Origin of the sequence: Salinibacillus xinjiangensis, from assembly GCF_009649735.1 — a bacterium.
GTDB lineage: Bacteria > Bacillota > Bacilli > Bacillales > Alkalibacillaceae > Salinibacillus > Salinibacillus xinjiangensis.
In genome coordinates, this window is sequence record NZ_WJNH01000007.1 from 217,411 (window position 1) to 240,678 (window position 23,268).

Here is a 23,268-nt window from a genome sequence, read left to right on the forward strand (position 1 = left end):
ACCATTTTTATTCTCTAGTCGTTTATTTCTTTATCTTTAATACTTTAATGAAGCAGAATTCTTTGTGAAAAAACATACATACATAGGACTATTTTCGTACAAACTACAATAAGAAAATTTTACTACAGAAGGAAAGGGTTGGCCGTTTATGACAAAGCCTAATCTAACGGCAGCAGAGCTTTCACAATTATGGGGTTCATATCAAAATGATACGTTGGTGATTTGTGTTCTACATTATTTCCTTCAACATGTGAGGGATGAAGAGATACGAGCGGTGTTGTCCAATACACTTGAGATAAGTGAGGCGCGAATTCCCCAGCTGAAAAAGTTTTTCCAAGATGAATCACATCCAACTCCTAAGGGATTCAATCTCAAAGAGGATGTAAATTTGTCTGCGGATCAATTGTTCACTGACCCATACATGTTATTTTATACGCAGCAAATTGGTGTTCTTGGCTTGAATGCTTTTAGTATGGCCATTCCGTTATCTGCACGAAAGGATATTTATGATTTTTATTCGAGTTGTCTAACAGAAGCAAATGAAATTCATCGACAATCTACAGAACTTCTATTGGAGAAGGGATTGTACATTCGTCCACCAACCATTCCTGCACAGGAAAAAGTGGACTTTGTGAAAAGCAGTAACTTTTTACAAGGATTTTTTGGCGAGCGACGACCTTTATTATCACTTGAAATTACAAATCTGTTTGCGAATATACAACGAAATGAACTTGGAGTTATGACCTTACTCGGTTTCAGGCAGGCTGTGGAATCTGAAGACATTCGCGAGTTTATGAAGGAAGGTAAGGAAATTGCAAGCAAGCACGCCGAGGTCTTTGGCTCCATTTTACGTGAGGAGGATTTACCGGTCCCAGTAACATCTGATATTGGAGTGACAAAATCAACAGAAGCTCCTTTTTCCGATAAATTGATGATGTTTCATGTCACTGCGTTGATTGGTTTGGGGATAGGTTATTATGGAGCCAGTATGTCCACAAGTCCACGGCGCGACCTTGCGACACATTACACGCGTTTCATAGGAGAAATCGGGAAATATTCTGAAAAGGGTGCAAAAATCATGATTAAACACGGCTGGATGGAGGAACCACCAAGAGCCGTGGATCGCGATGAATTAGCTAAAAAAAAGTGAAGGCAGAGAAAACAGTAAAACCCTATGTAGAAGCAGCATCAAGCCATTCACATAGGGTTTTACACTGTAACGCTTTAAAGAATGTGGGGACTGTCCCCCGTTGCTTTAAAGTGTTAAAGGGTTAGTTTTCACAGCAGGATGGTTCTTCCTCGTTGGTTACTTCTTCGATTTGAATTTGGCAGCAGTCTTCTTTTTCTTTACCTTTGAAGATTGTTTTCCAGTTCACTTGGGTCACCTCCTTTTTTCAAGTTCACACCCTTAAATCAAGTAAAAGATAAAGCCTGAAGTGGATGCCATTGTAAATATTGAAACTAAAAAGGTCATAACTAGTTCCTTTTTAAAAATGGACTTCAACATCACGACCTCTGGTAGACTTGCCCCAGCAGAGCTAATCAAGAGGGCCATCACCGACCCTAAAGCCATCCCTTTCATCACTAAGATCTGTGAGATGGGAATCATGCTGGATAGTCGTATATAGAGAGGAATTCCGATAACAGCCGCTACGGGGACTAGCCACCATTTTTCGTCACCTAGAAATTCAGATATCCATTCTGTGGGGACAAAGTTATGAATGCCTGCACCTATACCTGCACCGATTAGCAAATAAGGAAAAACATCCCTCATTAACGTCAAAACCTCCCGCCAAGCCCGGTGGAAGCTAAATGACTCGCTTGCTTTTGAGGCAAAATTTTTCATTACCACTTGTTTAACATATCTTTCAAAGCCTAAAGCCTCTATCACTAAACCGATAATAATAGTTAAAAGAGAGGTCAGTAGGGTATATAATATCGTGACCTTCCATCCAAGCATAACGCCCATAATCGTTAAAATAGTCGGGTCTAAAACAGGTGAAGCAAATAGAAATACCATTACAATCCCAAACGGAATCTTATTTTTTAATAGATGCACAACGATTGGAATCGTAGAACAAGAGCAAAACGGTGTCAAAAAGGCAAAGAAAACGGCCAAAAAGGAGGCAAACAGCTTATTCGTTGACTTTATCTTTTTCTCAACCTTTTCCAACGGTATTAAGCTTTGCAAAAAGCTAATTAAAATCGTGATGGCCACAAACAAAAAGGTTAATTCTGCAGCAATAGCTAGAAAATCTTTTAGAAAAGGAACCATAACCATTCATCCTCTCACAATAAATTAACAGGTACAGCAGCATGCAGGTTGTATCACTGTTCTTCTGTTTCGAACGCGTCTAACCAACGAAAGTAGGGGGGAGCGACCTTTCATCTCTTGTTGCTTGATTTGCTCAAGCTGACGAATATGTATCATTTCCCTACGAATTTCTTCACGTTTAACCTGTGCTAACATGTGCATATTTAACATCTACAGCAACCCCTTTATCAAGAAAATTTGATATACTAATCAAAAAAAATTGATGTATTGATGAAAAATTTTTTGTTTTAGTCGCCTGGACGGAATAAACAGCAGAGCTCCTCAGATAAAAGATGATTGATCTCACTTGGATTAATGGAGTAATAATTCCATGTACCTCGTTTTTCTTTTTGAATCAAATTATTATCTAAAAGCATCTTAAGGTGATAGGAGAGCTTCGACTGAGGCATGTCAATCTTAGGTGAAAGATCACAGACACAAGTTTCTCCTTCCGTTGTTAAAATGTTTAAGATTTGTAATCGCTTTTTATCCGCGAGGGCCTTAAATCGAGCCTCATATTTCTCAAGTTGAGATTCCGTAGATAAATCGATGATGTTAAATACTTTATTCATTTCAATTCTCCTTTTACATCAACTTTTCTTGATGTATTAAGTTTATGCTATAATTTTCCTGGTGTCAATGGTTACATCAAAAAAATTGATTAATTGTACGCGGTCCATTCCTATGAACCGCTCAAAGATAATTTTTTCACTTTCAAAACGATAGTCCGTACACCGAAACCAATGACTAAATAATAGAAAAATGAATATACGTAATGCCAATTTATATAACTCACAAGTTCTAGCCTTGATGAAATAGGCTCACCGACAAAAGCAAATAATGTACTCATAAGAACCAATGCTATACTATAGGACTTCCAACTCGTAAAATACTGAAATATAAACATGAAAGCAACAGGTACCATGGACATATCAAAAGGAATTGCACGTGGTGAGATGGGAACCAATTGAGTGGGGTAAACCCAGAACTCAAAAACTAAGCCAATTACATCTAAATATGTAGTAGGGATAATAACTAACGTACCAACGAATAAGCTTTCGAGAAGCTTGTCTTTAATAGCGAATTTATACCATAAAATCCATGGAAAAATTAGAAAAGAAACGAGAATCCACCATTCGGGTGTAAATACCTCAAACCTCAACCAGCCTTCTTGATCAAGGTGTGCGGCTTGTTGCTCCAATCGATGAACCTTCTCTAAATAATCGAACTTATCCAATGTCATCAGCTACCTATATTAAGATTTTAAACTTAATATTTCCACTTTGGCACTGTTTATGACGATATAAAAAAAGCAACGCTTTAAGCGTTGCTTCAGAATGACTTATTTTTTTATGACTCCAACATCCTTATTTTCCCGCTTCTTCACCTCAGCCATTTTTTCATAATAAGCCTCTTCCAAATCAATCTCAAAAAAGTTAGCCATTTTCATCAGATAGGCAAGGCAATCCACCATCTCTTTTCCTAAATCCTTTTGAACTGTTTCAACACCATGACGAAAGGCTTCCTGTTCATTCGTTCCATTTTTCATCTCTTGGTATGTGATGTTAAATAGTCTGCGTAATTCCTCCGCGACTTCTCCAACCTCTGTCGTTAGTAGCATGTAATTATTCAGAAGGGAGGTGCGGCTTGATTCAAAGTTAGCGTCATCGATTTCCCAGTTCATGTCCTTTACCAATTGCTTAGCGTACTTCTGCATCTCTTTCATTCTAAACACCTCATTATCCATTTACTTTGTGAGCGCTTCTTCCTTTTGTTCAAACTGGATGCGATGCAGGTTTGCAAACACGCCCCCAGCATCGATTAACTCCTGATAGGTTCCTTCTTCTTCAATTCCGTTAGATGTGACCACCATGACTCGGTCTGCATCACGAATTGTCGCTAATCGGTGAGCAATAACTAAAGTAGTACGATTTTCAGCAAGCTCGGTCAATGATTTTTGGATGATTTTTTCTGTATAGGTATCAAGAGCTGACGTTGCCTCATCCAAAATTAATATAGGTGGATTCTTTAAAAAGACGCGGGCAATGGCCAACCGCTGTTTCTGGCCACCCGAAAGCTTCAATCCACGCTCCCCAATTTGGGTATCATAGCCATCTGGTAAACTGGCAATCACATCATCCAAATGAGCCTTTTGTGCAGCCTCACGAATTTCTTTCTCGGTTGCTTGTTGGTTTCCATAGGCAATATTTTCACGAATGGTTCCCGTAAATAAAAAGACATCCTGCTGAACAATCCCAATTTGGGAACGGAGAGACTTTTTCGTCATGTCACGAACATCCAAACCATCAATGGAAATCGAACCTTGTTCCACATCATAAAAACGAGGAATCAAGGAACAAATCGTCGTTTTCCCAGCACCAGATGGTCCAACAAACGCGACCGTTTCCCCAGGTTTGATCGCTAAATTGATATTCTGAAGCACCGGCTTATGAGGATCATAGGAAAAATCAACATTGTGAAAGTGGATATTTCCTGTCAATTCCTGTACTGTTTTTGCATTCGGACGATCCTGAATATCTGGCTCCTGAGAGATTAAATCCTGGAATCTCTTAAACCCTGCCATTCCCTTAGGATATAGCTCTAATAGGGCACTAATTTTATCGACGGGCTTAATCAAAACATTCGTATACAATACAAAGCTGACCAGTTCTCCATAACTTAATAGATCCTGAAAATTCAACCAAGCCCCAACGACTAAAACAACTAAGGTTAATAGTCTTGTCATCATGTAAATACTAGAATGAGTCCCAGCCATCACCTTATAAGCAACAAGCTTAGCTTTCCGAAATAAGCCATTATCCTTTTGAAAACGGTTCATTTCAAAATTCTCATTCGTAAAAGACTGGACGACGCGGACACCCGCTACACTATCCTCTACGCGTGCATTCACATCAGCTATTTTACCATACATATTTTTCCACGCCTGATTCATTTTCACATTACAATAGGTGACAAGCGCCGTTAACAATGGCACCATGACAACGGCAATTAAAGCGAGTGTTGGGTTAATGGTAAACATGATCCCAAATGCGCCAAAGAAGGTCATAATGGCAATGAAAAAGTCCTCTGGTCCATGATGGGCAAGTTCGCCAATATCAAATAAGTCGTTTGTAATCCGACTCATGATATGGCCTGTCTTCGTATTATCAAAAAATCGAAAGGACTGCTTTTGGACATGGGTAAACAGCTCCTCCCGCATGTCGGTTTCAATATTGATACCAAGCTTGTGTCCTAAGTAGCTGACAACATATTGTAAGAATGTACTTAATATATAGACAAGCAAGAGTAATATACTTACGGTTACGATGACATTCCAGTCACCCTCAGGTAGTAGTTCATCTATAAAAAATTGAACTGCGATTGGAAAGGCAAGCTCCAAAATGGCCACAATCACCGCACTCGTAAAATCTATCATAAACAGCCGCTTATGGGGCTTATAGTAAGAGAAAAATTGTTTTAACATGCTGTTCTGGTCTCCTTATCATATAAATACCAATTTATTATAGCAAAGTTCTACTATTTTCACGATGAGAATGCCTAGATCAAAATAAAAACCACCCTTAGCATTAAGGATGGTGTAATTGACTAAACGGGTGAGTGTTTATGTTTGAAAAACGAGGTCCATAGTACCAAGATTCCAATTAATAATAGTAAGCTAGCAAAACATAAGCCCTCTAAATAGAATGGAAGTGAGCCAAGTTCTAGCCAACCTATTAAAGACTGAATAAATAACAACAACTCATTGATGGTGAAACCTACTATAAAAAGAACAAAACCAACTATAGTGGTCTGATTAGTGCGTACCCAATTCAACATTATAAACTGAGATAAAATAAACACACTAATAAAACCTAATAGGGTTAGATGTAAATATCCGATAATTACATTTCTTGTATCATAGACGAGTACAGATAGAGTGGGGGAGATGAGTCCCAATTCCATTGTGCTTTTGATAACAAAAAGAAGAAACGTTATAACGAGACTGTTTGCGACAAGCTTAGAATATTGCTCATATAAAGACTTCCATGATTTCCGAAACGCCGTTAATACAAAGATAACCCCAATCCATTGACCAACACTTCCGATTGCTGCAGTCATTTCAGCTAGCTTTCCAGTCCCATCCATCCATAAAATCGATAATACAAGGCCCGGGAATAGGGAAAGAAAATAAACCATGAAACCTCGTTTTAACCAGGTGTGATGGAAGGGAATATTTTGTCTACACAAAATCAGAGCAAAACATCCAATCAACCCTAATGTTAACCAACCATTATATTGAAAATGAAGATAAAAATAAATGGCCATATCAAAAAGCGGGGAATCCTTTAATCCGTTGGCGGAAATATAGCCTAAGGAAAAAGGACCGAGAGAGGAGATAATCAGGGTAATTAAGGCACCCTTAATCCATAAAGTTGCTACTTTAGACGCATCTCGACATTTTATTTCCCGGAAAATAAATAGAGCGGCCCAATATTCAATTAGAATATGGAGTGTTGACATGACGATTGAAAATACGGCGTAGCCCTGGGTTAAAAAAGCGACAAACATGATCAGAGATGTAATGGCTAAAGCTGCACAAATAGCAATTGCCTGTTTTCGTCTTTTTAGTGTAGACCAGAAAAGAGTAAGAGATATCACGAACAACCCTAGAAAAGCCCATCCTAATATGGCCAAATGAGAGTGACCGTGTAACACATTGGTATATGGGACCAGGTTATTTGGATACAAGGAGAACAGACGCATCCAAACCCCTGATAATGCAGACAAAGTAAAAAATAATAAGGAGATATGCAAATAGACCTTTAGTTTACCCATGACCCCCCTCCCAACTAATACAATTCCATCATGCTAAAACAGAAGGGGGCATGCAAGGTATCTACGGTTTTGTCAAAAAAACATGCAGAAGTTATGACGATTTTATGAACATCCGTGTAAGCTAAGCCAAATAAAAAACCAGGCTGAAACCAACCTGGTTCGTGTCGCTATTTCACAATTTCAAAGCTCTCTAGCATTGAATCAAAGCGTACCCCGTGTCCTTCTGAAGCTTCGAGGAAGTACTCTTGTTTAATCACAAAAACATTCCCTCCACTTTCAAAGAAATAGTATTTATAAACGGGGCTATCCCATTCATTGGGTTCTTCTTCCATATATTTGACGAACTTTCCTGGTAGGGGTTCATTCACTGGTCCCTCTCGACGAACAGCGAGACCCTCATTGATAACCTCATTAGTGGCCTTCTTCATTTGCTCCTCAATCGTGGTATTTGTATGTTGACTAATTTCCATCGAGACCTCTGGGTATTGCTCTCCTAATTCTTGTTTCGGGACAATTCGGTCCGTGTCACCTTTTACCATTTTATAGCGTGAATCGTCTACATAGATGATATAATCTAGCTCTTCTTTAGTTTCGAGGGTCACTTCCGTTTCTTCCTTATCTCCTTCAATCGCAATGTCGACCTGTTTGTTTGGTTCAAATAATTCCTTCAAGCTCCCGATTATGGCCTGACCAGTTGTAGTTGAGGTCCCAATGCTGATCATAACAACAACAGCAAGCATCGCAACGCCAACGACAAATCGGTTTGGCTTTTTGCTTTCTGGTTCCTCGTCAGTAAATAATCTTTGCTGAATGTTTTCCCAAGTATGGTCCTTTAAATTGTTCATGTCGTTTGTTTGGCTTGTAAAATAGTGTTGTAGTTTATCATCAAACCTGCTTTTTTTCATCTGTCATCCCTCCTAAAATGGTGCGGAGTTTCTCTCTACCCTTAAAGAGCCTGGATTTGACGGTATTTAAATTTAACTCGAGAATTTCAGCAATTTCTTTTTCGGTAAAATCATGTAAATACTTTAAAATAATCGGTGTTCGATTAATTTCCTCCAATTGATTTAAAGCTTCTTCAATGATTAAGTTTTCATCATTTCTCTTGTAGGTGAACATTTCTATCGTATTATCGACAGTCGATACAGATTGATGTTTCGTTTTATTTTTCATATACCGATTGGTTTCATTGATCAAAATACGATAAAACCACGGTTTAAACGGTCTTTTATGATCGAATGCATGGATGTTTCGATAAACTTTAATAAACGTCTCTTGAACAATATCTGAGGCATCATTCTTGTTTTTTGTAATCGAAATAGCTGTAGCTAATGCGTAGTTGGCGTATTGATCATAAAGCTCTTTGAATGCTTTTTGATTGCCTTTTTTAACTTTTTTAATCAAAGGTTTCTCGTTCATGCTCCTCCTCCTAGCATCTTTATAATATATACCGTTAAATGGAGAAAAAAGTTTTCGTGAAGTTTACTTTTTTTCTTTTAATTATGTATTGTGGGGATGAATTTCACCATTATTGCCGACATTCATGTTTTTCTAATATGATTAAAGTATAACGGAGGAGCTGAGCTTTGTGACTAAAAATATGATAATTTTTACCATTATTATGGGTTGGACTTTATTGATATATGGTGGAATTACTTACTTATTAGTGAAGAAAAAAGAATATAGCTTAATATCGGGCTTTTATAATCGTCCAGAGGAAGAGCAAAGCTTTTTAATCGAAAACGGGTATGTAAAGGCGATGGAAAAGCTACTTGTTTATACCTTTTATTTACACGTGCTTGCTTTTCTGTTGACTCTGTTGGATGTCCCTTTTGGCGCGGAAATTAGTTTTGGACTATTCACCATTGTTCTGTTAGCTGGGGTGATTTATATCCAAAAATTTGAAGTTCCTCATAAGAGGAAGAAGTATTTTTGGATATCAGGCTCCATTTCTGTGGGGACTGTATTGTTTCTCGTGATCATCATAGGGCTTGACTATATGGACAACGAAGTAATCATTGAAGAAGAAACCTTTAAAATCTCTGGGATGTATGGGGGAGAGTGGTCTGTCGATGAAATAGAAGAGGTCAAACTTTTAGAAGAGCTGCCTAAGGTAATCGTTAGAACTAAAGGAATGGCGACTTCCAATCTATTGAAGGGGAACTTTCGATTAGAAGAGCCATATGGTAAGGGAAAGCTGTTTATTGAAAAGGGGCATAAACCCTATTTGTATGTGTCGAATGGAGATGATTATGTGATTATAAATCGGGAAGAAGCTGGTATGGTAGAGGAGCTGTATGACCAGATATATAAAGGAATGAACTAGTGGATTTAGGGAAACCTCTAGTTGAAGTTTCCCTCAAACTTTTTTAACGCTCATCTTTGTTATTGTGACGAAGATCCTGAATATGCTGACGGGTGTTATGCAGCTGTTCAAAGGCCTGTTGAAATTGGGGATTTTCGGTCGCCTCTTGACCTGCTTGCTGCTGAGCAGTGTGTAATTCCTGTTCTACTCGCTCAAGTTGCTGCTGTGCCTGTTGAATAAGCTCGGGGTCCTCACCCTGAGCATCAATTAAGGTTTCATTGGCTTCCTGTATTTGATGACTTGCCTGTTGTAACATCTCATGTAAATTTTGATTCGACATCGCATTACCCTCCATTTGCCTTCTTATCAAGTATATTGTGCGTAGGGGTGTGTGGGATTATGTATTGGGAGTGGGGAGAATTGTGAGTATTGCTTGATTGTAGGCTTTGGGTAGCGCTGGTTGATTTGGATAATGTGGGGGTGTTGCTGAAGTTTGGAGTGGTTTGGCTAATGTACAGGTGTGTGATGCTGAAGATTGTGTTTAAATGCTGGAGAGTGGGTCAAATGCTGAAGTTACACTAAGTTTGGCTAAAGTTGAGCAGTAGACGGCTGAACTACACAGTGCATAAGCTAAAGCTGAGTGTCGAAATGCTAAAGCTGGTCCAACCAAATCATGTCAAGAGTCAGAAAATAAAGACCAGGACCTCTCAAGGCCCTGGCTACTAAAAATCATACTCCGCTTCCTTCGCTTCACGTATTTTTGCATAAGTCTCCGTGAGTACAACCGTATCCTCAACTAAACGATCGATACGGAAAAACACATCATCATTGGTAATTTCTTTTCGATGAAAATCCATTTCTTCAATAAATACATATGACTGAACAATTTGTGCCTTCATATAAGCTAAAATGGGTTTTAATTGTTGTTCGGCAATTAAGTAATGTTTTTGGGTGCCTGCTGTGACAAGCATGCTGACAACTTTATCGCGAAAGGCGTTAACAGGCAGTAAATCAAATATATTTTTTAATGTTGCCGGAATGGATGCTTGGAAAATAGGGGTCCCAATGACAATCGCATCTGCACCCATAATCGTTTGGGTTACGTACTTAGTGTCCCCTTCGTATTCTAAGTAGTTTCGTCCATCACTAAACTGAACATCATATTCAGCCAAATCGATTAAAGCGACTTCTACATCTGAATACTTTTCGTTCAACGCTTTTACGACGTAGTTCATAGCAGTTCTCGTTTTAGAACCGACCTTTGAACCGGATAAAGCAACTATTTTCAACGCAAAACCCTCCTAGTTTTTTGCTGTATATTTTTTAATGGCTGGTAAAATTTCCGTTCCGATTATGTCGATATTCTTTTTTAAATTGTCAAATGAAACTCCACCGAAATCCATTTGGCCGATATAGCGCTGATGACCAAACTGTTCGTGCTGATAAAGAATTTTTTCAATGATTTGCTGTGGACTTCCAATATTCATGATACTACTTTTATCTACACTTTGGGCAAAAAGCTGCTTTGGAAAGCCCTGACCATTGGTTAGCTTCATTCCTTCATTAATGAAAGGGTGGGTCTCTCTAAGTGCCTGTTGAGAGGTTTCAGCCGCATAGAAAAAGCCTGCTGTTGATACGGGCAACTCGGCTGGGTCATAGCCGCTTTGTCGGGCAGCCTCACGATAAGCCTCAATCGTACGCTTGAAGACCGAGGTTGTACCACCTAAATGAGCCATAAACATGGGAACTCCTGCATAGCCTGCCTTGATTGCACTAGCTGGTGTGCCACCAACTGCACGCCAAATCGGCATGGATCCATCTTTGGGACGTGGGAGAACTTTTGCATTTTTTAATGGAGCTCGGAATTCTCCGTTCCAATTGATCACTTCTTCTTCATTAATTCGCAACAGGAGGTCAAATTTTTCTTCAAATAACTCCTCATAATCGCGAACATCATAGCCTAATAAATCAAAGAGACCGATTCTTGATGCACGTCCAGCGATAATCTCTGCCCGACCTTTGGATATCAAATCTATAGTTGCAAAATCCTCATAAACACGAACAGGGTCAGAGGTACTGATTATGGTAGAGGAGCTAGCGATTTTAATGTTTTCGGTTGCTTGAGCGATGGCTGATAGCACGACAGAATGGGCTTGAGTTGTGAAATAATCCTGGTGACTTTCTCCTACACTAAAAAAATCGATGCCAGCCTGATCGGCGAGTTTAGATAGCTCAATAATTTCTTGTAAACGTTGCTGTGCTGAAATACGCTCACCTGTATGTGGGTCTGGTATATGGTCTCCAAGTGTATAAAGACCAAACTCGATCCCCTTGCTAGGATCGATGCGGTATTTTTCCATTTCGATATCCACCTTTCGTCATATGTATAATCTAGTTATAGTATGAACTATAAAAGCGCCTGAATCACTTATTTGATATAAAAAGAAAGAGATGCCTCCTAGGTACATCTCCTTCATCATATCATTATGCGTATTGATAAGCTAAGTCAGACGCAACACGTTCTACGCGACTTAAGCCTTCATTAATAATTTCCTCAGCTTGGTCTGGATTGGCATTATGGCCTTCAATGATGACCTCATCCACAATGTTCATGCCAAACATCCCACCAAATAGATTGCGCATGTAAGTGACGGCCATTTCCATTGGTGCCATTTCTGGTGCAGAGTATACACCGCCGCGAGAGTTTAATAGGATAATTCTTTTCTCAGGCATCAAGTGTACAAGATTCCCTTCTGCGTCGTAGCTAAAGGTATAGCCTGCTTCATCAACATAATCGATGAAGGTTTGAAGCTTAGCTGGAATGGTTAGATTCCATAGTGGGAATGCAAAAACGACAACATCTGCTGCAGTAAAGGCATCCTTTGCTTTTTGCTTAGCGGCTAAAATGCGCTTTTCAATATCATTAAGTTCCTCGCCATTTTGCAGTTTACCGAAAGCGTTAAATAAATCTTGTCCCATGTATGGCATATCCTCAGCGAATACATCATATGTGGATACGGTTAAATCTTCGGCTCCTTTAATAGCTTCCATAAATGTTTCATACATTTTACTTGAAATGCCCTCTGAAGCGGGGCGATTGTTTGCTTTAACAACGAGTACGTTCATGTGCAAAACCTCCTGATAGTAAATGAAAAATGCTTTCAATATAGAAAGCACAGTTAGTTATTATAAATAAGTTAGGTATATTTCGCAAGCATGAAGCTTTGAATAAAAAAAGCATCAATCCATAAAAAGGATTAATGCTTAAGTAGCTATTGTTCCTGCTGTTCTTTTGTCGGTCCCATTACACCTGGTACTGGCAAACCGGCTTGACGGAGAAGGACAGTCATTTGCCCACGATGATGGGTTTGGTGATCAACAAACGTTCTAAGTATGGCACCACGTGGGGCAGGTGTCCCGAAATGATCCACCTCTTCGATCAATTTTTCATCGGTTAGCTGTTGTTGAGCTTCATGTTTTACATCTTCAGCTGCTTTTTTATAGGCTTCTACAATGTCGTCCGCCTTTGTAGGCACTACATCTGCTGCTCCTGCTGCCTCTACATTTAACCCGACAAGGCCGGCGAAGAAGGAAGGGGCAGTTGCTAAGTGCCACCCTAACCAACCAAGTGTGCTATGACCCTCCACAATAGATTGACCAAGCTTATCGTCGGTTAATGATTCCAAAACTTTGATAGTTTCCGCTGAAGCATTGGACCAATCGGCTAAGAAATCTTCTACTTTACGGTACATTGTTTTTCCCTCCAATTTATGTATGGTGATTCAATGCCATCATATCAAATGGAGTTGGGGTTGAGAAATGATTTGATAGGCGGTGGGGTTGCTGGGATGATGCGCGGGGGAAATGCTGAACATTAGGGTGAGCATGCTAAAGATGTCTTTTTTTACGCTGAAAACTAATGAAAAAGCTATAGTTTAGTCTTCGTTTGCTAAAGCATTGAGTTCTAGTGCTAAAGAAGCGGGTTAAGATGATAAAAATACGATTCACAAAGCTAAACACTTTTACTGATATTCTCCCACCTTCACCACAAAAAAGAATCACCGCATTTTGGTGATTCCTCTGAACCATGTCCCCCTCAAAAAGCGGGCTTAAATCAAGGTCATCATAAACCTTTGGATAAAAGTCTTGTAAGAGCTCCAGAATCTTCTGATCGCCGATTTGCTCATAAACAGAATCTTCTCGCTTAAAATGCACGTTTAGTTCCTCCTTGTTCATGAATCTCTTAACTGAAATTATATCGAATGAGACTATGGGTGAAGTGATTTTCATCACATTGTTCAGTTTTTAAAATATGGAAAAAATCAGGACTATCAGAACCAATCTTAAGACCCATAATTTCCTGAAAAATCTAAATTTGATTATCAAAAGTCAACATTTTAGGTAAATAGTTATGAGACTTATAAGAACTTAATTATATAGCCTATTTATTATGTCGAAATAATAAGCATATGTTCTTATTAACATTCCTCTTTTTAACTTTTAAACTAATTACAATAGTGAAAATTCGCACTATTTAAAAAAGTATATAGGGGGACTGATTTTGAAGAAGAAAAAATTATTGGCGCCAATTACTTTAACCAGTGCACTTACCTTGTCGATGTTTGCACCAACAGTGTTTGCCCATGATGACCTTGATCAAAGCGGGGCTGAAAAAGGCGGAGAAAGGACTGTTTTTACAGATGAACAGCTAGAATCCCTTGGTGAACCATTAATCGAAGGCGCAAAGAATGTGAATTTCCTAAGAGAAGCTTCAGCTGTACAAATTGAACAAATTCGTGAGGGCGTACAAAACAATACAGCAGATGTATACGCGCATAAAGGCTATGCCTACGTCGGAACCCATACGGCTAATGGAGGAAATGGGGGTGTGCGTGTTTTTGATTTAAAAGACCCAGAAAATCCAGTTGAAGTCGCAGCCTTTGCTCATGACGAAATCCCTGGAACCTGGAATGAAAAAGTAATTGTGAAAACGGTGAATACTCCACACTTCAAAGGGGATTTAGCGGTCGTTAGTGTGCAGCAGTTGAATCGAACAGCTGATACGACAGGGGGATTTCTCCTTTATGATGTAACGAACCCACATGAACCTGAAAAACTAGGGTTTTGGGAGGTTTACAGTGAAACACCTGGAACACATGAGCTTTATTTAACTACTCAGGGAAACCGGGCACTTGTCTTAACAGCGAATCCTTATACAGACTACTATAGTCATGGTGAGGAAAAGGACTTCCAAATTGTAGATGTGACCAATCCAAGAAAACCTGAAACACTTTGGGAATTCGACCCAAGAATGCTTCCTGAGGTTGAGGAAGACTTTGACGGCTATAACTGGGAATCCCCAGACGGGAAAACACGCCCTGTATTTAGTCATAGTGTTATGACAGACAACAAAGGACATTACGCATATGTATCGATGTGGGACTTAGGTACGGTAATCTTTGACATTAAAGATCCAGAGAACCCTAAGTATATGGGGCGTACCGATTTTGCATCAGATCAACAAGGCTCTGCCCATTCCTCGACATTAGCTCAGGGAGGGAATATTTTAATTGAAACACGCGAGGTATATGTTCCGATACGCGAGGGGTATGAACAGTCTTATGGCTACACACGTATCTTTGATATTAAAGACAAAACGAATCCAAAGCTTTTAAGTGAATTTAAAACGGATTTAGTCGATAATGTAGAAGATGGTGTTACCTTTGCAAATACGGTTCATGATCCTAAGGTTCAAGGTAATACCTTGTATTTATCCCACTATTCAGGTGGTATTTATGCAGTAGATATTACAAACCCAAGCCAGCCTGTACAAATTGGGCAGTATAAGTCTGATCAGGCATTTGTATGGGGTGTATTTGTGGATCAAAATTATATTTTAGCCTCAGATATGGGGCAAGGATTGAAAGTTTTATTGAAGAATAACGGTGAAAAATAATAGTTTAGAAATCGAGCTTGGGCATAGCCTGAGCTCGATTTTTTTATGATGGAGGTGCTGGCTAGGAATGGATGGGTGCTGAAGTTGCGATGTGGTAGGCTAAAAAATTTTTGAATTTTGCTAGAGATTAATACAAAAGCTAAAGGTGTCAGTAGATTTGCTAAAGATGAACTTACAGAAGCTGAATTACTGGCTAACTTTGCTAAAGATGTTCTTATAAATGCTAAAGCACTCATCACGCACTCCACGGTAATCCTGCATTTTTTTAACTTACATAGGGTATTTTACATATATGCGGGCAAATTACTAAAGAATGGGTTTCTTACTATCAACATGAAAGGAGCTTTGAACGGATGAAGAAACAATCTTGGATCATCGTAGCTAGTGTGATTGTAGCCTTAGCTATTGTCGTTATTGTCATTATGAGTCAATTCACAGATCCAAATGATGATGTTGCAGAGTCTCCAGCAGATGAAGGAAAGCAGGAACAGAGCGAAGAAAAAAAGGAAAATGAAACAGAAGCTCAAAAGGATAAGAACCCGGGTCATCTGTCTGTTCAGCATATGGATTACCCTGGGGATGTAGCGCCTTATTTTTCTGCGGAAGAATTAACCGCCCCTCCATCAAAAAACTGGATTACGAATGGAGGAAATATTTACAATGGTCGATACTCTCCCCTTGATAAAATCAACACGACCAATGTGTCAGATTTAAAGGCAGATTGGGTGACAAGTCTCGGGTCTGGCTATGAATTTAAGTACTCGGGTCAGGCGACGCCCATTGTGTATGATGGGGTAATGTTTACCATTACTGGGGCGAATGATGTATCAGCTATTGATGCGAAAACAGGCGAAATTATTTGGGAATTCTCACCTGAGCTTGCGGATGGACTGGATACCCTTTGCTGCGGATGGGTTAGCCGTGGTGTAGCGATTGGTGAGGGCAAGGTTTATGTGGCTTTATTGGATGCACGATTATTGGCCTTAGACCAGAAAACGGGTGAGGTCGTTTGGGAAACTGTCGTCGATGAATGGGAAAAGGGCTATACCATTACAAGCGCCCCTCTTTACTATGACGGCAAAGTCTATACCGGAATCGCAGGCGGTGAATATGGGATTAGAGGCTATGTGGCTGCCTACGATGCTGAAATGGGTAGACAAATTTGGAGAACCTATACGATTCCTGGACCTGGTGAAGAAGGACATGACACTTGGCCACAGGATAATAAAAGCTGGTTAAAAGGTGGTGGGCCTGTATGGCAAACCCCTGCGATTGACCCAGAACTCGGCAATATTTACTTTGCCGTTGGGAATACATCACCTGACCTCGATGGAAGTAATCGAGAAGGGGACAATCTATTTACGGACTCTGTCTTAGCGTTAGATGCAGATACTGGTGAATATAAATGGCACTTCCAAGAGGTCCACCATGATATTTGGGATATGGACCCAGCGAACCCAGTTGTCTTATTTGATGTCAAGATGGATGGAGAGACGAAAAAAGGCATTGCCCAAGCTGGGAAAACAGGCTGGGTGTATATTTTAGATCGAACCAATGGTGAACCTCTTATTGGGATTGATGAAAAAGAGGTGCCACAGCTTGAGAAACAAAAAACATCTCCTACTCAGCCATTCCCTAAAGGTGATAATTTTGTTCCGCAGGGAGTGACGAAGGAGGATATAGAAAAGGATTTTCCTGAAGAGTTTGATGGAAAATATGGTGACATTTTCACCCCGTTCTGGGATGAGCCTTTAACATTAAGACCATCGCCACAGGGGGGAGCAAACTGGCCACCATCAGCTTATAACCCAGAAACAGAGTATTTTTATGTGTTAGGAAATAACAACTATTTTTCCTTTGCTCACTACGCAGATGATGAGGAAAATACCTTTGAGGAAGGTAAGGAATGGCTAGGAAGTGTATGGCAGCCTGTTGAGAATACACCTCAACGTGGAACTGTAACTGCCATTGATATCAAAACCAACAAAATTGCTTGGCAGAAAGAATGGGATACGATTGCATACAGCGGCATTTTATCGACAAAGGGTAACCTCATCTTTGTGGGTCACAACGATGGGCGGATCATCGCCTACAATGCAACAAATGGGGATAAGGTTTGGGAATTCAAGACTGATGCTGGAGCCAACGCCCCACCTATCACCTATGAAATAGACGGAAAACAATACATTTCCATCTTTTCAGCAGGCGCGTCGCTAGCCGGAACCAAGCATGGAGATAAGATTTATACCTTCTCATTAGATGGGGAGTATGGATCGGTTGAAGATATTCCGGATGAAGAGATTATACAATCTCCTTTAGCACAAAAACGAAAAGAGCACGAAAAACATGAGGACCAAGACTCCAATGAAACGCAAAAAGAAGGCGATGCCGTATTAGACCAGGGACGAACTATTTATGAGGACAACTGCCTATCTTGTCACGGGGACCAAGGTGCTGGTGGTCATAATGGACCAAGCATCAAGAACAGTGATATGGTCACTGATCGAGAGGCGTTGATTGAACAAATTAAGAAAGGCGGAGGAGGCATGCCAGGATTTGAAGGCACGCTATCCGAGGACCAGATTGATACGTTAGCTGAGTATATTTTGCAGAGGTTAGCAACGAAGGAGTAATATTGGTGAATCGTCCTGTTTGAAGGCAGGGCGATTTGTCTTTTGTTTTGCAGGTTTCGAGTAATGGACGGAAATATGTGACTTTTTGACTGGAATTTGATTCGAGGTGACGTGATTATCGGGTGAAGTGACGTGAATGTTGTAGGCTGACGGAAATATGAGGACTGAGACGTGATTACGTTGCCACCAGAATTGATATGCGGGAAAGTTGACGTGATTACTGCAGTCACCGACATAATTGATTAACGAACTGACTGAATTCCAATCCGTGTCAATTTTACAGACGGAATTCATAACTCAAATGACGTGATTATGAAAAAGGTGACAGGATAAACCTAGGCTATGACTTGAATATAAATTGAACCGACCGTATCCTCAATAGAGCACCGTTTACCACGGAGCATAATAGCAATTTTTCCATAAAAAAGAACTATACCTTCATTGTAATAACGAGGTACAGTTCTTTTTGCTATAAATTAAATTAATCAGCTGACACTTCTTCAGTCAATGAAAGCTGTAGGAGTCGGTCATCCTTGGCTGTAGGTTCACCGCGAGAGTCATTATTACTTGTAATGGTGAAGATTTCATCATTTTCAATGAGGACATCACGCATTCTTCCTGCCTCATCGTAAAATGTATGGACTTCATCATTATCAGTATCGTAAGTGAAAATTTGCTTACCTGCTAAGGATGCAACATAGAGCTTACCATCATGCATAGCCATTCCGGATGGTGCCCAAGTTTCCTCGCCGGAGTGGGCAACAGGCTTGACCATGCCGGATTGTTCTTCATCTCCCGTAATCACTGGCCATCCATAGTTTTGACCAGCTTCAATGAGGTTAATTTCATCATGGCCATCCTCGCCGTGCTCAGAGCTATACAGGTTTCCTTCCTCATCCCACGCAAGTCCTTGAGAATTACGATGTCCATAAGAATAAACATAGGAATCTTCAAATGGATTGTCCTGTGGAATTTCACCATTTAAATCCATTCTTAAAATTTTTCCAGCTAAACTATCAATATCCTGTGATAAATCACCTTGAGCGGTATCACCTGTTGTGGCATAAAGCATGCCATCAGGTCCAATCTGAACGCGGCCGCCATTGTTAATTTCTCCTCCAGGAATATTGTCTAGAAGAACTTCATCTTCCACCCAAGTGTTCTCTTCCAGCTTTAGGGAAACAATTCGGTTAAGGGTTTCCCCATTGTCTTGATACGTGTGATAAGCAAAGGCTTTCTGGGATGAATCAAAATCAGGAGCTAGGGTGAATCCAAGAAATCCACCTTCACCTTCATGTAGAATGTCCTCTGATACTTCAACATCCTGAATTTCTACTAAACCAAAATCACCATCAATTTCAATAACCTTTCCATCTCGTTGACTCAAGTAAAATGAGTTGGCATGTTTGTTGATGGTCCATGGGATAAAGAGATTATTCGCGTTGATAGTACCGTCATCAGATGCAACGACCTCAATCGAATCCTCAGAAACCTCAACAGCCTCTTCATTATACGGATCTTGAGTCTCTGTTTCCCCATTGTTTGTTTCATTCATGTTGTCATCACTCGGATTATTTAGGGAATAAACAATACCTACAACCAAAACTAATCCTAGCAAACTAAGATAAATAGACTTTTTCAAAGATAACACCTCTTACTTTTTTTATTCTCGACTCTAGCTTTGCCAGAATTATTGCGGTTTAAACAAAGGTTTTTAATTTTCTGTATCTAACAATCTTTTTATAGACTTAAAATCTAGAATAATATGGTAAAATCATTATAAAACCAATTGAAGGTGTTCTCATGTTTGAGTCGATTAAGTATTTACAAAAAGGAAATCAAAAACGTGCCTATCAAGCTATTTCTGAATTGGACATTATGAAACATTTAGCCGCTTACAATCCTATTCTTTGTGGGACGTTGCCAATTGGAATTGACATTGCATGCTCTGATTTAGATATTATTATGGAGGTTGATGAGTTCGAGAGGTTTGAGGAGCAGGTAAGAGAATTGTATGGGAATCAACAGAATTTTAAAGTAAAGAAGCTTCATATCCGGGAAAATCCCGTCATAAAGGCAAACTTTTGGTTCAGCGGCTTTGAATTTGAGTTGTTCGGTCAGGCTCTTCCTGTTAAAGAACAAAATGCCTATCTTCATATGGTCATTGAGGATGCAGTCATGAAACGTCATCCAAGCATCAAAAAAGAGGTTATTGAACTTAAAGAAAAGGGATGGAAGACGGAACCTGCTTTTTGTAAGGTCTTACAGTTAGAAGAAGGAGATCCCTATAAAGAGCTAATTAATTATGGAAAGAATACTGGGTTTATTTAGGAGTATGGTTATGAAAAAACAGGAACCAATCAAAGCTGCACAGCAGTTTATTCAAAAGCGATTCTCAAATTGTGATGGAGCACTATTAGCAGGAAGTATCGTACGTGGGGAAGCAACTGAGACATCTGACCTTGATATTGTCATATTTGATCAACATATTCGGTCATCCTACCGGGAATCATTCATTGATTTTGGCTGGAATATTGAAGTGTTTGTTCATAACTTAAACTCGTATCTAGCATTTTTTAAAAGTGATTATGAGAGGGCAAGACCTTCATTGCCTCGAATGGTAGCAGAAGGGATTCTATTAAAAGATAACGGAGTCATGGAGTCGATTAAAAACGAGGCGAGAGAGCTACTAGCTAAAGGGCCAGAGGTATGGTCGGAGAACACTATTGAATTAAAGCGTTATTTTATCACAGATGCACTTGATGACTTGATTGGATGTGAGGACCGGGCAGAGGGAATCTTTATCGTGAATACTCTTGCCGAAATAGTTAGCGAATTTGTGTTAAGAACCAATCAAAGGTGGATAGGCTCGTCAAAATGGATAATACGTGCGTTACAAGATTATGATGCTGATTTTGCGGAACGATTTGTTGAGGCGTTTGAAGCGTTTTATCAGTTAGGGGATAAAAGCAAAATTATTCATTTAGTTGACGATGTACTGAAGCCGTATGGTGGGCGGTTATTTGAAGGCTTTTCTTTTAGGAAAAGAGAGAAAGAGGAGAAATTAGATGACATCTTTTACCGAAAAAGTGATAGACATTATACAAAATATTCCTGAGGGCAAAGTCATGACTTATGGACAGATTGCAAGGCTTGCAGGAAATCATAGAGCAGCACGACAGGTCGCTCGAATTCTGCATTCAATGAGTAAAAAATATGGCCTTCCATGGCATCGTGTCATTAATGCAAAAGGTCAAATTGCAATTGCTGATGAGGGGGCTTATCAAGAACAAGTAATGAATCTGCAAATGGAGGGCGTTGAAGTAGGGGTTAATGGAAGTGTTGATTTAGATAAATATCAGGCAGGTTCTTAAAAAAAGGGAGGGGATGTCAATCAAACGCTTTCTGTATTATTTGATCTGGACACTGGTAATTGGGGGAGCCATTTATTTAGGTAACAACTATCAATTAGCATTAGAAGAGCAATCGGAGACCACCTTTAACATCATTCCTGTTTTAATATTTGCTACCATATTTCCATTATTAGTCGGTATTTTGCTGCGATTACCCAAATTGATTATCGATATAAAAGAAAAACGACCATGGACATTTGATTGGGTTAAAGGGTTAGCCATTGTACTGCCGGCATTATATATCACCATACTTCCACTCTTAAGTTATACCTCTGTTGGAATGAATCTACCCTTTGCAAATGAAGTGATCTTTTTTGGTAATTCTCTTTATACGACAACTGCTGGAATTGTTGCTGGTTATGTTTTGTTAGATAGTTTCGTTAAATAAAGGCCATTTTTTCTTTCAATTGTTCATCCACCTGAAACTTGCTACAATGTTTAATAATAACTGACTTGTAGGGAGTGGGATTTTGTCAAAAGTACGGCGTCTTATCGTTTTGCTACTTATTGCTGGTGCCCTTTGGCATTTTTATGGCGATACATTTGAACGTTACGGTGTATCGGGTGTGTTTGAGGATATGAAATCTGATATAAATGGAATCAAAGAAAATCCAGTAGTACAGAATACAATAGATACGATTAGTTACGAGTTTCAAATATTAATGGGTAAACTAAAGGACGATCAACAGATTCAAGAAAATGAACAACCCAATAACTCAGTTGCTGAAAAACCAGAGCTAGATGAACCTTCCGAGCAATCCTTTTCTGTACACAATATCGAAATTGGGAATCAGCGGTCTGAGGTTAAAAAGGAAGTAGGAGAGCCGCAGCGGTCGACGTTAAATGAGTACGGAGTCCATTGGGATGCTTTTCATGATAACTACCAAAACTTTTTCATGGTAGCCTATGATGAACAGAATCAGGTTGCTGGCTTATTTACCAATCAAGACCTATTTACGTCAACACAAGGTATCTCTATTCAAAGTTCAAAAGATTCCGTTCTATCCAAATTAGGTGAGCCACTCAAAGGTATTCAAAAAGGTCTCACAACATATCGGTTTCAAAATGATGGGGAATACAATACATTTTTGATCGATAACAATTATGTCACGATTTTTTATGATAAGCATCAAAATAACAAGGTTACGGCGATTCAAATTATCACCCGTGAGCTTGAACGGCAAAAGGATGGCTTTTTTGGTGAGCCAAGTGACCAATTAAGGGAAGGCTTTGAATATCAATTGTTCGATCTCACCAATGCAGCTAGGGTGAAACATGGTTTAGACATATTAAATTGGGCTGAACCTGCGCGTAAGACTGGTCGAGACCATAGTAAGGACATGGCGGTTAACAATTATTTTGGCCATACCAATTTAGAGGGGCAATCTCCATTTGACCGTTTGCTAGAGGATGACATCGACTTTCAAATGGCGGGAGAAAATCTAGCCTCTGGTCAATCAAGCAGTATTTTTTCGCATGAGGGTTTGATGAATTCGCTTGGGCACCGGGAGAATATTTTGAAGGAAGGCTTTCGGTCACTAGCGGTAGGGGTTGCTTTTAATGAGGAAGCTCAGCCGTTTTATACAGAAATGTTTTTGACGAAGTAGCGGGATGAGGGCGTGATGGCCAATTAGGGTGGTGCTAGGTCTTGAAGTGTCCGTGATAGAGGCTATGAAGACCATTTTATGTACTTCCAGGACTTGAAGTGTCTTTGATAACCGGTATGAAGGCCATTTAGGTAAGATTTTTTGTTAAAAATGTCCTTCACAGTCCATATGGTGGTAATTGCCAGAAATATAAAGGCCTAAATT

Annotated in this window: 25 protein-coding genes; 9 read left to right on the forward strand and 16 right to left on the reverse strand. The window is 39.6% G+C overall.

The window, feature by feature from the left end; genetic code table 11:
- Positions 1-148: 148 nt before the first annotated feature.
- Positions 149-1,150: a DUF3231 family protein gene (locus GH754_RS12400; RefSeq protein ID WP_153729010.1), complete on the forward strand. Its 1,002-nt coding sequence runs from the start codon at positions 149-151 to the stop codon at positions 1,148-1,150.
- 258 nt (positions 1,151-1,408) lie between these two features.
- Here the strand turns inward: GH754_RS12400 and GH754_RS12405 are convergent, their stop codons facing one another.
- From GH754_RS12405 to GH754_RS12445, 9 genes are all read right to left on the reverse strand, one after another.
- The gene (locus GH754_RS12405; RefSeq protein ID WP_153729011.1) at positions 1,409-2,275 is read right to left on the reverse strand and encodes a permease; all 867 of its coding nucleotides are present in this window, start codon (positions 2,273-2,275) and stop codon (positions 1,409-1,411) included.
- Positions 2,276-2,299: 24 nt separating this feature from the next.
- Positions 2,300-2,485: a hypothetical protein gene (locus GH754_RS12410; protein ID WP_153729012.1), complete on the reverse strand. Its 186-nt coding sequence runs from the start codon at positions 2,483-2,485 to the stop codon at positions 2,300-2,302.
- 77 nt (positions 2,486-2,562) lie between these two features.
- The gene (locus GH754_RS12415) at positions 2,563-2,886 is read right to left on the reverse strand and encodes an ArsR/SmtB family transcription factor (RefSeq protein WP_153729013.1); all 324 of its coding nucleotides are present in this window, start codon (positions 2,884-2,886) and stop codon (positions 2,563-2,565) included.
- A gap of 110 nt (positions 2,887-2,996) precedes the next feature.
- Positions 2,997-3,551: a CBO0543 family protein gene (locus GH754_RS12420; protein WP_153729014.1), complete on the reverse strand. Its 555-nt coding sequence runs from the start codon at positions 3,549-3,551 to the stop codon at positions 2,997-2,999.
- A gap of 105 nt (positions 3,552-3,656) precedes the next feature.
- Entirely contained in the window at positions 3,657-4,040 is a 384-nt protein-coding gene (locus tag GH754_RS12425) for a MazG nucleotide pyrophosphohydrolase domain-containing protein (protein ID WP_153729015.1), read from the reverse strand.
- Between the two features lie 21 nt (positions 4,041-4,061).
- Positions 4,062-5,798, reverse strand: a complete 1,737-nt coding sequence (locus GH754_RS12430; protein WP_153729016.1) for an ABC transporter ATP-binding protein — start codon at positions 5,796-5,798, stop codon at positions 4,062-4,064.
- Positions 5,799-5,920: 122 nt separating this feature from the next.
- Complete coding sequence (locus tag GH754_RS12435) at positions 5,921-7,150, reverse strand: hypothetical protein (RefSeq protein WP_153729017.1); 1,230 nt, start codon at positions 7,148-7,150, stop codon at positions 5,921-5,923.
- Between the two features lie 167 nt (positions 7,151-7,317).
- Complete coding sequence (locus GH754_RS12440) at positions 7,318-8,055, reverse strand: hypothetical protein (RefSeq protein ID WP_153729018.1); 738 nt, start codon at positions 8,053-8,055, stop codon at positions 7,318-7,320.
- The gene (locus GH754_RS12445; protein WP_153729019.1) at positions 8,036-8,569 is read right to left on the reverse strand and encodes an RNA polymerase sigma factor; all 534 of its coding nucleotides are present in this window, start codon (positions 8,567-8,569) and stop codon (positions 8,036-8,038) included. Before GH754_RS12445 ends, GH754_RS12440 begins: the two co-directional genes overlap by 20 nt.
- 169 nt (positions 8,570-8,738) lie before the next feature.
- Here GH754_RS12445 and GH754_RS12450 point away from each other — a divergent pair, with 169 nt between their 5' ends.
- The gene (locus GH754_RS12450; protein WP_153729020.1) at positions 8,739-9,476 is read left to right on the forward strand and encodes a DUF3784 domain-containing protein; all 738 of its coding nucleotides are present in this window, start codon (positions 8,739-8,741) and stop codon (positions 9,474-9,476) included.
- Between the two features lie 43 nt (positions 9,477-9,519).
- On the opposite strand, the gene GH754_RS12455 is transcribed toward GH754_RS12450, so the two are convergent.
- The 6 genes from GH754_RS12455 to GH754_RS12480 all read right to left on the reverse strand — a co-directional run bounded on the left by GH754_RS12455 (position 9,520) and on the right by GH754_RS12480 (position 13,670).
- Positions 9,520-9,795, reverse strand: coding sequence for a hypothetical protein (locus GH754_RS12455; protein ID WP_153729021.1), 276 nt, complete (start codon positions 9,793-9,795; stop codon positions 9,520-9,522).
- 382 nt (positions 9,796-10,177) lie between these two features.
- Complete coding sequence (locus GH754_RS12460) at positions 10,178-10,744, reverse strand: NADPH-dependent FMN reductase (protein WP_153729022.1); 567 nt, start codon at positions 10,742-10,744, stop codon at positions 10,178-10,180.
- Positions 10,745-10,756: 12 nt separating this feature from the next.
- Positions 10,757-11,815 carry an LLM class flavin-dependent oxidoreductase gene (locus GH754_RS12465; RefSeq protein ID WP_153729023.1) on the reverse strand — a complete coding sequence of 353 codons (1,059 nt, stop codon included), beginning with the start codon at positions 11,813-11,815 and terminating at the stop codon, positions 10,757-10,759.
- A 124-nt stretch (positions 11,816-11,939) separates the two neighbouring features.
- Positions 11,940-12,581 (reverse strand): FMN-dependent NADH-azoreductase, encoded by a 642-nt coding sequence (locus GH754_RS12470; protein WP_153729024.1) that lies wholly within the window; start codon positions 12,579-12,581, stop codon positions 11,940-11,942.
- Positions 12,582-12,727: 146 nt separating this feature from the next.
- Positions 12,728-13,207, reverse strand: coding sequence for a DinB family protein (locus tag GH754_RS12475; RefSeq protein WP_153729025.1), 480 nt, complete (start codon positions 13,205-13,207; stop codon positions 12,728-12,730).
- 136 nt (positions 13,208-13,343) lie between these two features.
- Positions 13,344-13,670, reverse strand: a complete 327-nt coding sequence (locus GH754_RS12480; protein WP_153729026.1) for a globin family protein — start codon at positions 13,668-13,670, stop codon at positions 13,344-13,346.
- A 346-nt stretch (positions 13,671-14,016) separates the two neighbouring features.
- Here GH754_RS12480 and GH754_RS12485 point away from each other — a divergent pair, with 346 nt between their 5' ends.
- Both GH754_RS12485 and GH754_RS12490 read left to right on the forward strand, forming a co-directional pair.
- Entirely contained in the window at positions 14,017-15,411 is a 1,395-nt protein-coding gene (locus GH754_RS12485) for an LVIVD repeat-containing protein (protein WP_228550246.1), read from the forward strand.
- A 353-nt stretch (positions 15,412-15,764) separates the two neighbouring features.
- Positions 15,765-18,044 (forward strand): outer membrane protein assembly factor BamB family protein, encoded by a 2,280-nt coding sequence (locus GH754_RS12490; protein ID WP_153729027.1) that lies wholly within the window; start codon positions 15,765-15,767, stop codon positions 18,042-18,044.
- 481 nt (positions 18,045-18,525) lie between these two features.
- On the opposite strand, the gene GH754_RS12495 is transcribed toward GH754_RS12490, so the two are convergent.
- A complete protein-coding gene (locus GH754_RS12495; RefSeq protein ID WP_153729028.1) occupies positions 18,526-19,686 on the reverse strand; it encodes a PQQ-dependent sugar dehydrogenase in 1,161 nt (386 codons plus the stop codon).
- Positions 19,687-19,847: 161 nt separating this feature from the next.
- On the opposite strand from GH754_RS12495, the gene GH754_RS12500 reads away from it, so the two are divergent.
- From GH754_RS12500 to GH754_RS12520, 5 genes are all read left to right on the forward strand, one after another.
- Positions 19,848-20,375 (forward strand): DUF4269 domain-containing protein, encoded by a 528-nt coding sequence (locus tag GH754_RS12500; RefSeq protein WP_153729029.1) that lies wholly within the window; start codon positions 19,848-19,850, stop codon positions 20,373-20,375.
- Positions 20,376-20,385: 10 nt separating this feature from the next.
- A complete protein-coding gene (locus GH754_RS12505) occupies positions 20,386-21,162 on the forward strand; it encodes a nucleotidyltransferase domain-containing protein (protein ID WP_228550247.1) in 777 nt (258 codons plus the stop codon).
- Positions 21,113-21,418 (forward strand): MGMT family protein, encoded by a 306-nt coding sequence (locus GH754_RS12510; protein ID WP_153729030.1) that lies wholly within the window; start codon positions 21,113-21,115, stop codon positions 21,416-21,418. Before GH754_RS12505 ends, GH754_RS12510 begins: the two co-directional genes overlap by 50 nt.
- 13 nt (positions 21,419-21,431) lie before the next feature.
- Positions 21,432-21,845, forward strand: coding sequence for a hypothetical protein (locus tag GH754_RS12515; RefSeq protein ID WP_153729031.1), 414 nt, complete (start codon positions 21,432-21,434; stop codon positions 21,843-21,845).
- An 82-nt stretch (positions 21,846-21,927) separates the two neighbouring features.
- Complete coding sequence (locus GH754_RS12520; protein ID WP_153729032.1) at positions 21,928-23,064, forward strand: CAP domain-containing protein; 1,137 nt, start codon at positions 21,928-21,930, stop codon at positions 23,062-23,064.
- The last annotated feature ends 204 nt before the right edge of the window (positions 23,065-23,268 follow it).

Coding starts and splice junctions, on each gene's coding strand:
- GH754_RS12430 (WP_153729016.1), bottom strand. CDS start 5,798: ATGTTAAAACAATTTTTCTCTTACTATAAGCCCCATAAGCGGCTGTTT.
- GH754_RS12505 (WP_228550247.1), top strand. CDS start 20,386: ATGAAAAAACAGGAACCAATCAAAGCTGCACAGCAGTTTATTCAAAAG.
- GH754_RS12470 (WP_153729024.1), bottom strand. CDS start 12,581: ATGAACGTACTCGTTGTTAAAGCAAACAATCGCCCCGCTTCAGAGGGC.
- GH754_RS12400 (WP_153729010.1), top strand. CDS start 149: ATGACAAAGCCTAATCTAACGGCAGCAGAGCTTTCACAATTATGGGGT.
- GH754_RS12440 (WP_153729018.1), bottom strand. CDS start 8,055: ATGAAAAAAAGCAGGTTTGATGATAAACTACAACACTATTTTACAAGC.
- GH754_RS12445 (WP_153729019.1), bottom strand. CDS start 8,569: ATGAACGAGAAACCTTTGATTAAAAAAGTTAAAAAAGGCAATCAAAAA.
- GH754_RS12515 (WP_153729031.1), top strand. CDS start 21,432: ATGTCAATCAAACGCTTTCTGTATTATTTGATCTGGACACTGGTAATT.
- GH754_RS12410 (WP_153729012.1), bottom strand. CDS start 2,485: ATGTTAAATATGCACATGTTAGCACAGGTTAAACGTGAAGAAATTCGT.
- GH754_RS12500 (WP_153729029.1), top strand. CDS start 19,848: ATGTTTGAGTCGATTAAGTATTTACAAAAAGGAAATCAAAAACGTGCC.
- GH754_RS12510 (WP_153729030.1), top strand. CDS start 21,113: ATGACATCTTTTACCGAAAAAGTGATAGACATTATACAAAATATTCCT.
- GH754_RS12405 (WP_153729011.1), bottom strand. CDS start 2,275: ATGGTTCCTTTTCTAAAAGATTTTCTAGCTATTGCTGCAGAATTAACC.
- GH754_RS12435 (WP_153729017.1), bottom strand. CDS start 7,150: ATGGGTAAACTAAAGGTCTATTTGCATATCTCCTTATTATTTTTTACT.
- GH754_RS12455 (WP_153729021.1), bottom strand. CDS start 9,795: ATGTCGAATCAAAATTTACATGAGATGTTACAACAGGCAAGTCATCAA.
- GH754_RS12425 (WP_153729015.1), bottom strand. CDS start 4,040: ATGAAAGAGATGCAGAAGTACGCTAAGCAATTGGTAAAGGACATGAAC.
- GH754_RS12465 (WP_153729023.1), bottom strand. CDS start 11,815: ATGGAAAAATACCGCATCGATCCTAGCAAGGGGATCGAGTTTGGTCTT.
- GH754_RS12490 (WP_153729027.1), top strand. CDS start 15,765: ATGAAGAAACAATCTTGGATCATCGTAGCTAGTGTGATTGTAGCCTTA.
- GH754_RS12415 (WP_153729013.1), bottom strand. CDS start 2,886: ATGAATAAAGTATTTAACATCATCGATTTATCTACGGAATCTCAACTT.
- GH754_RS12475 (WP_153729025.1), bottom strand. CDS start 13,207: ATGTACCGTAAAGTAGAAGATTTCTTAGCCGATTGGTCCAATGCTTCA.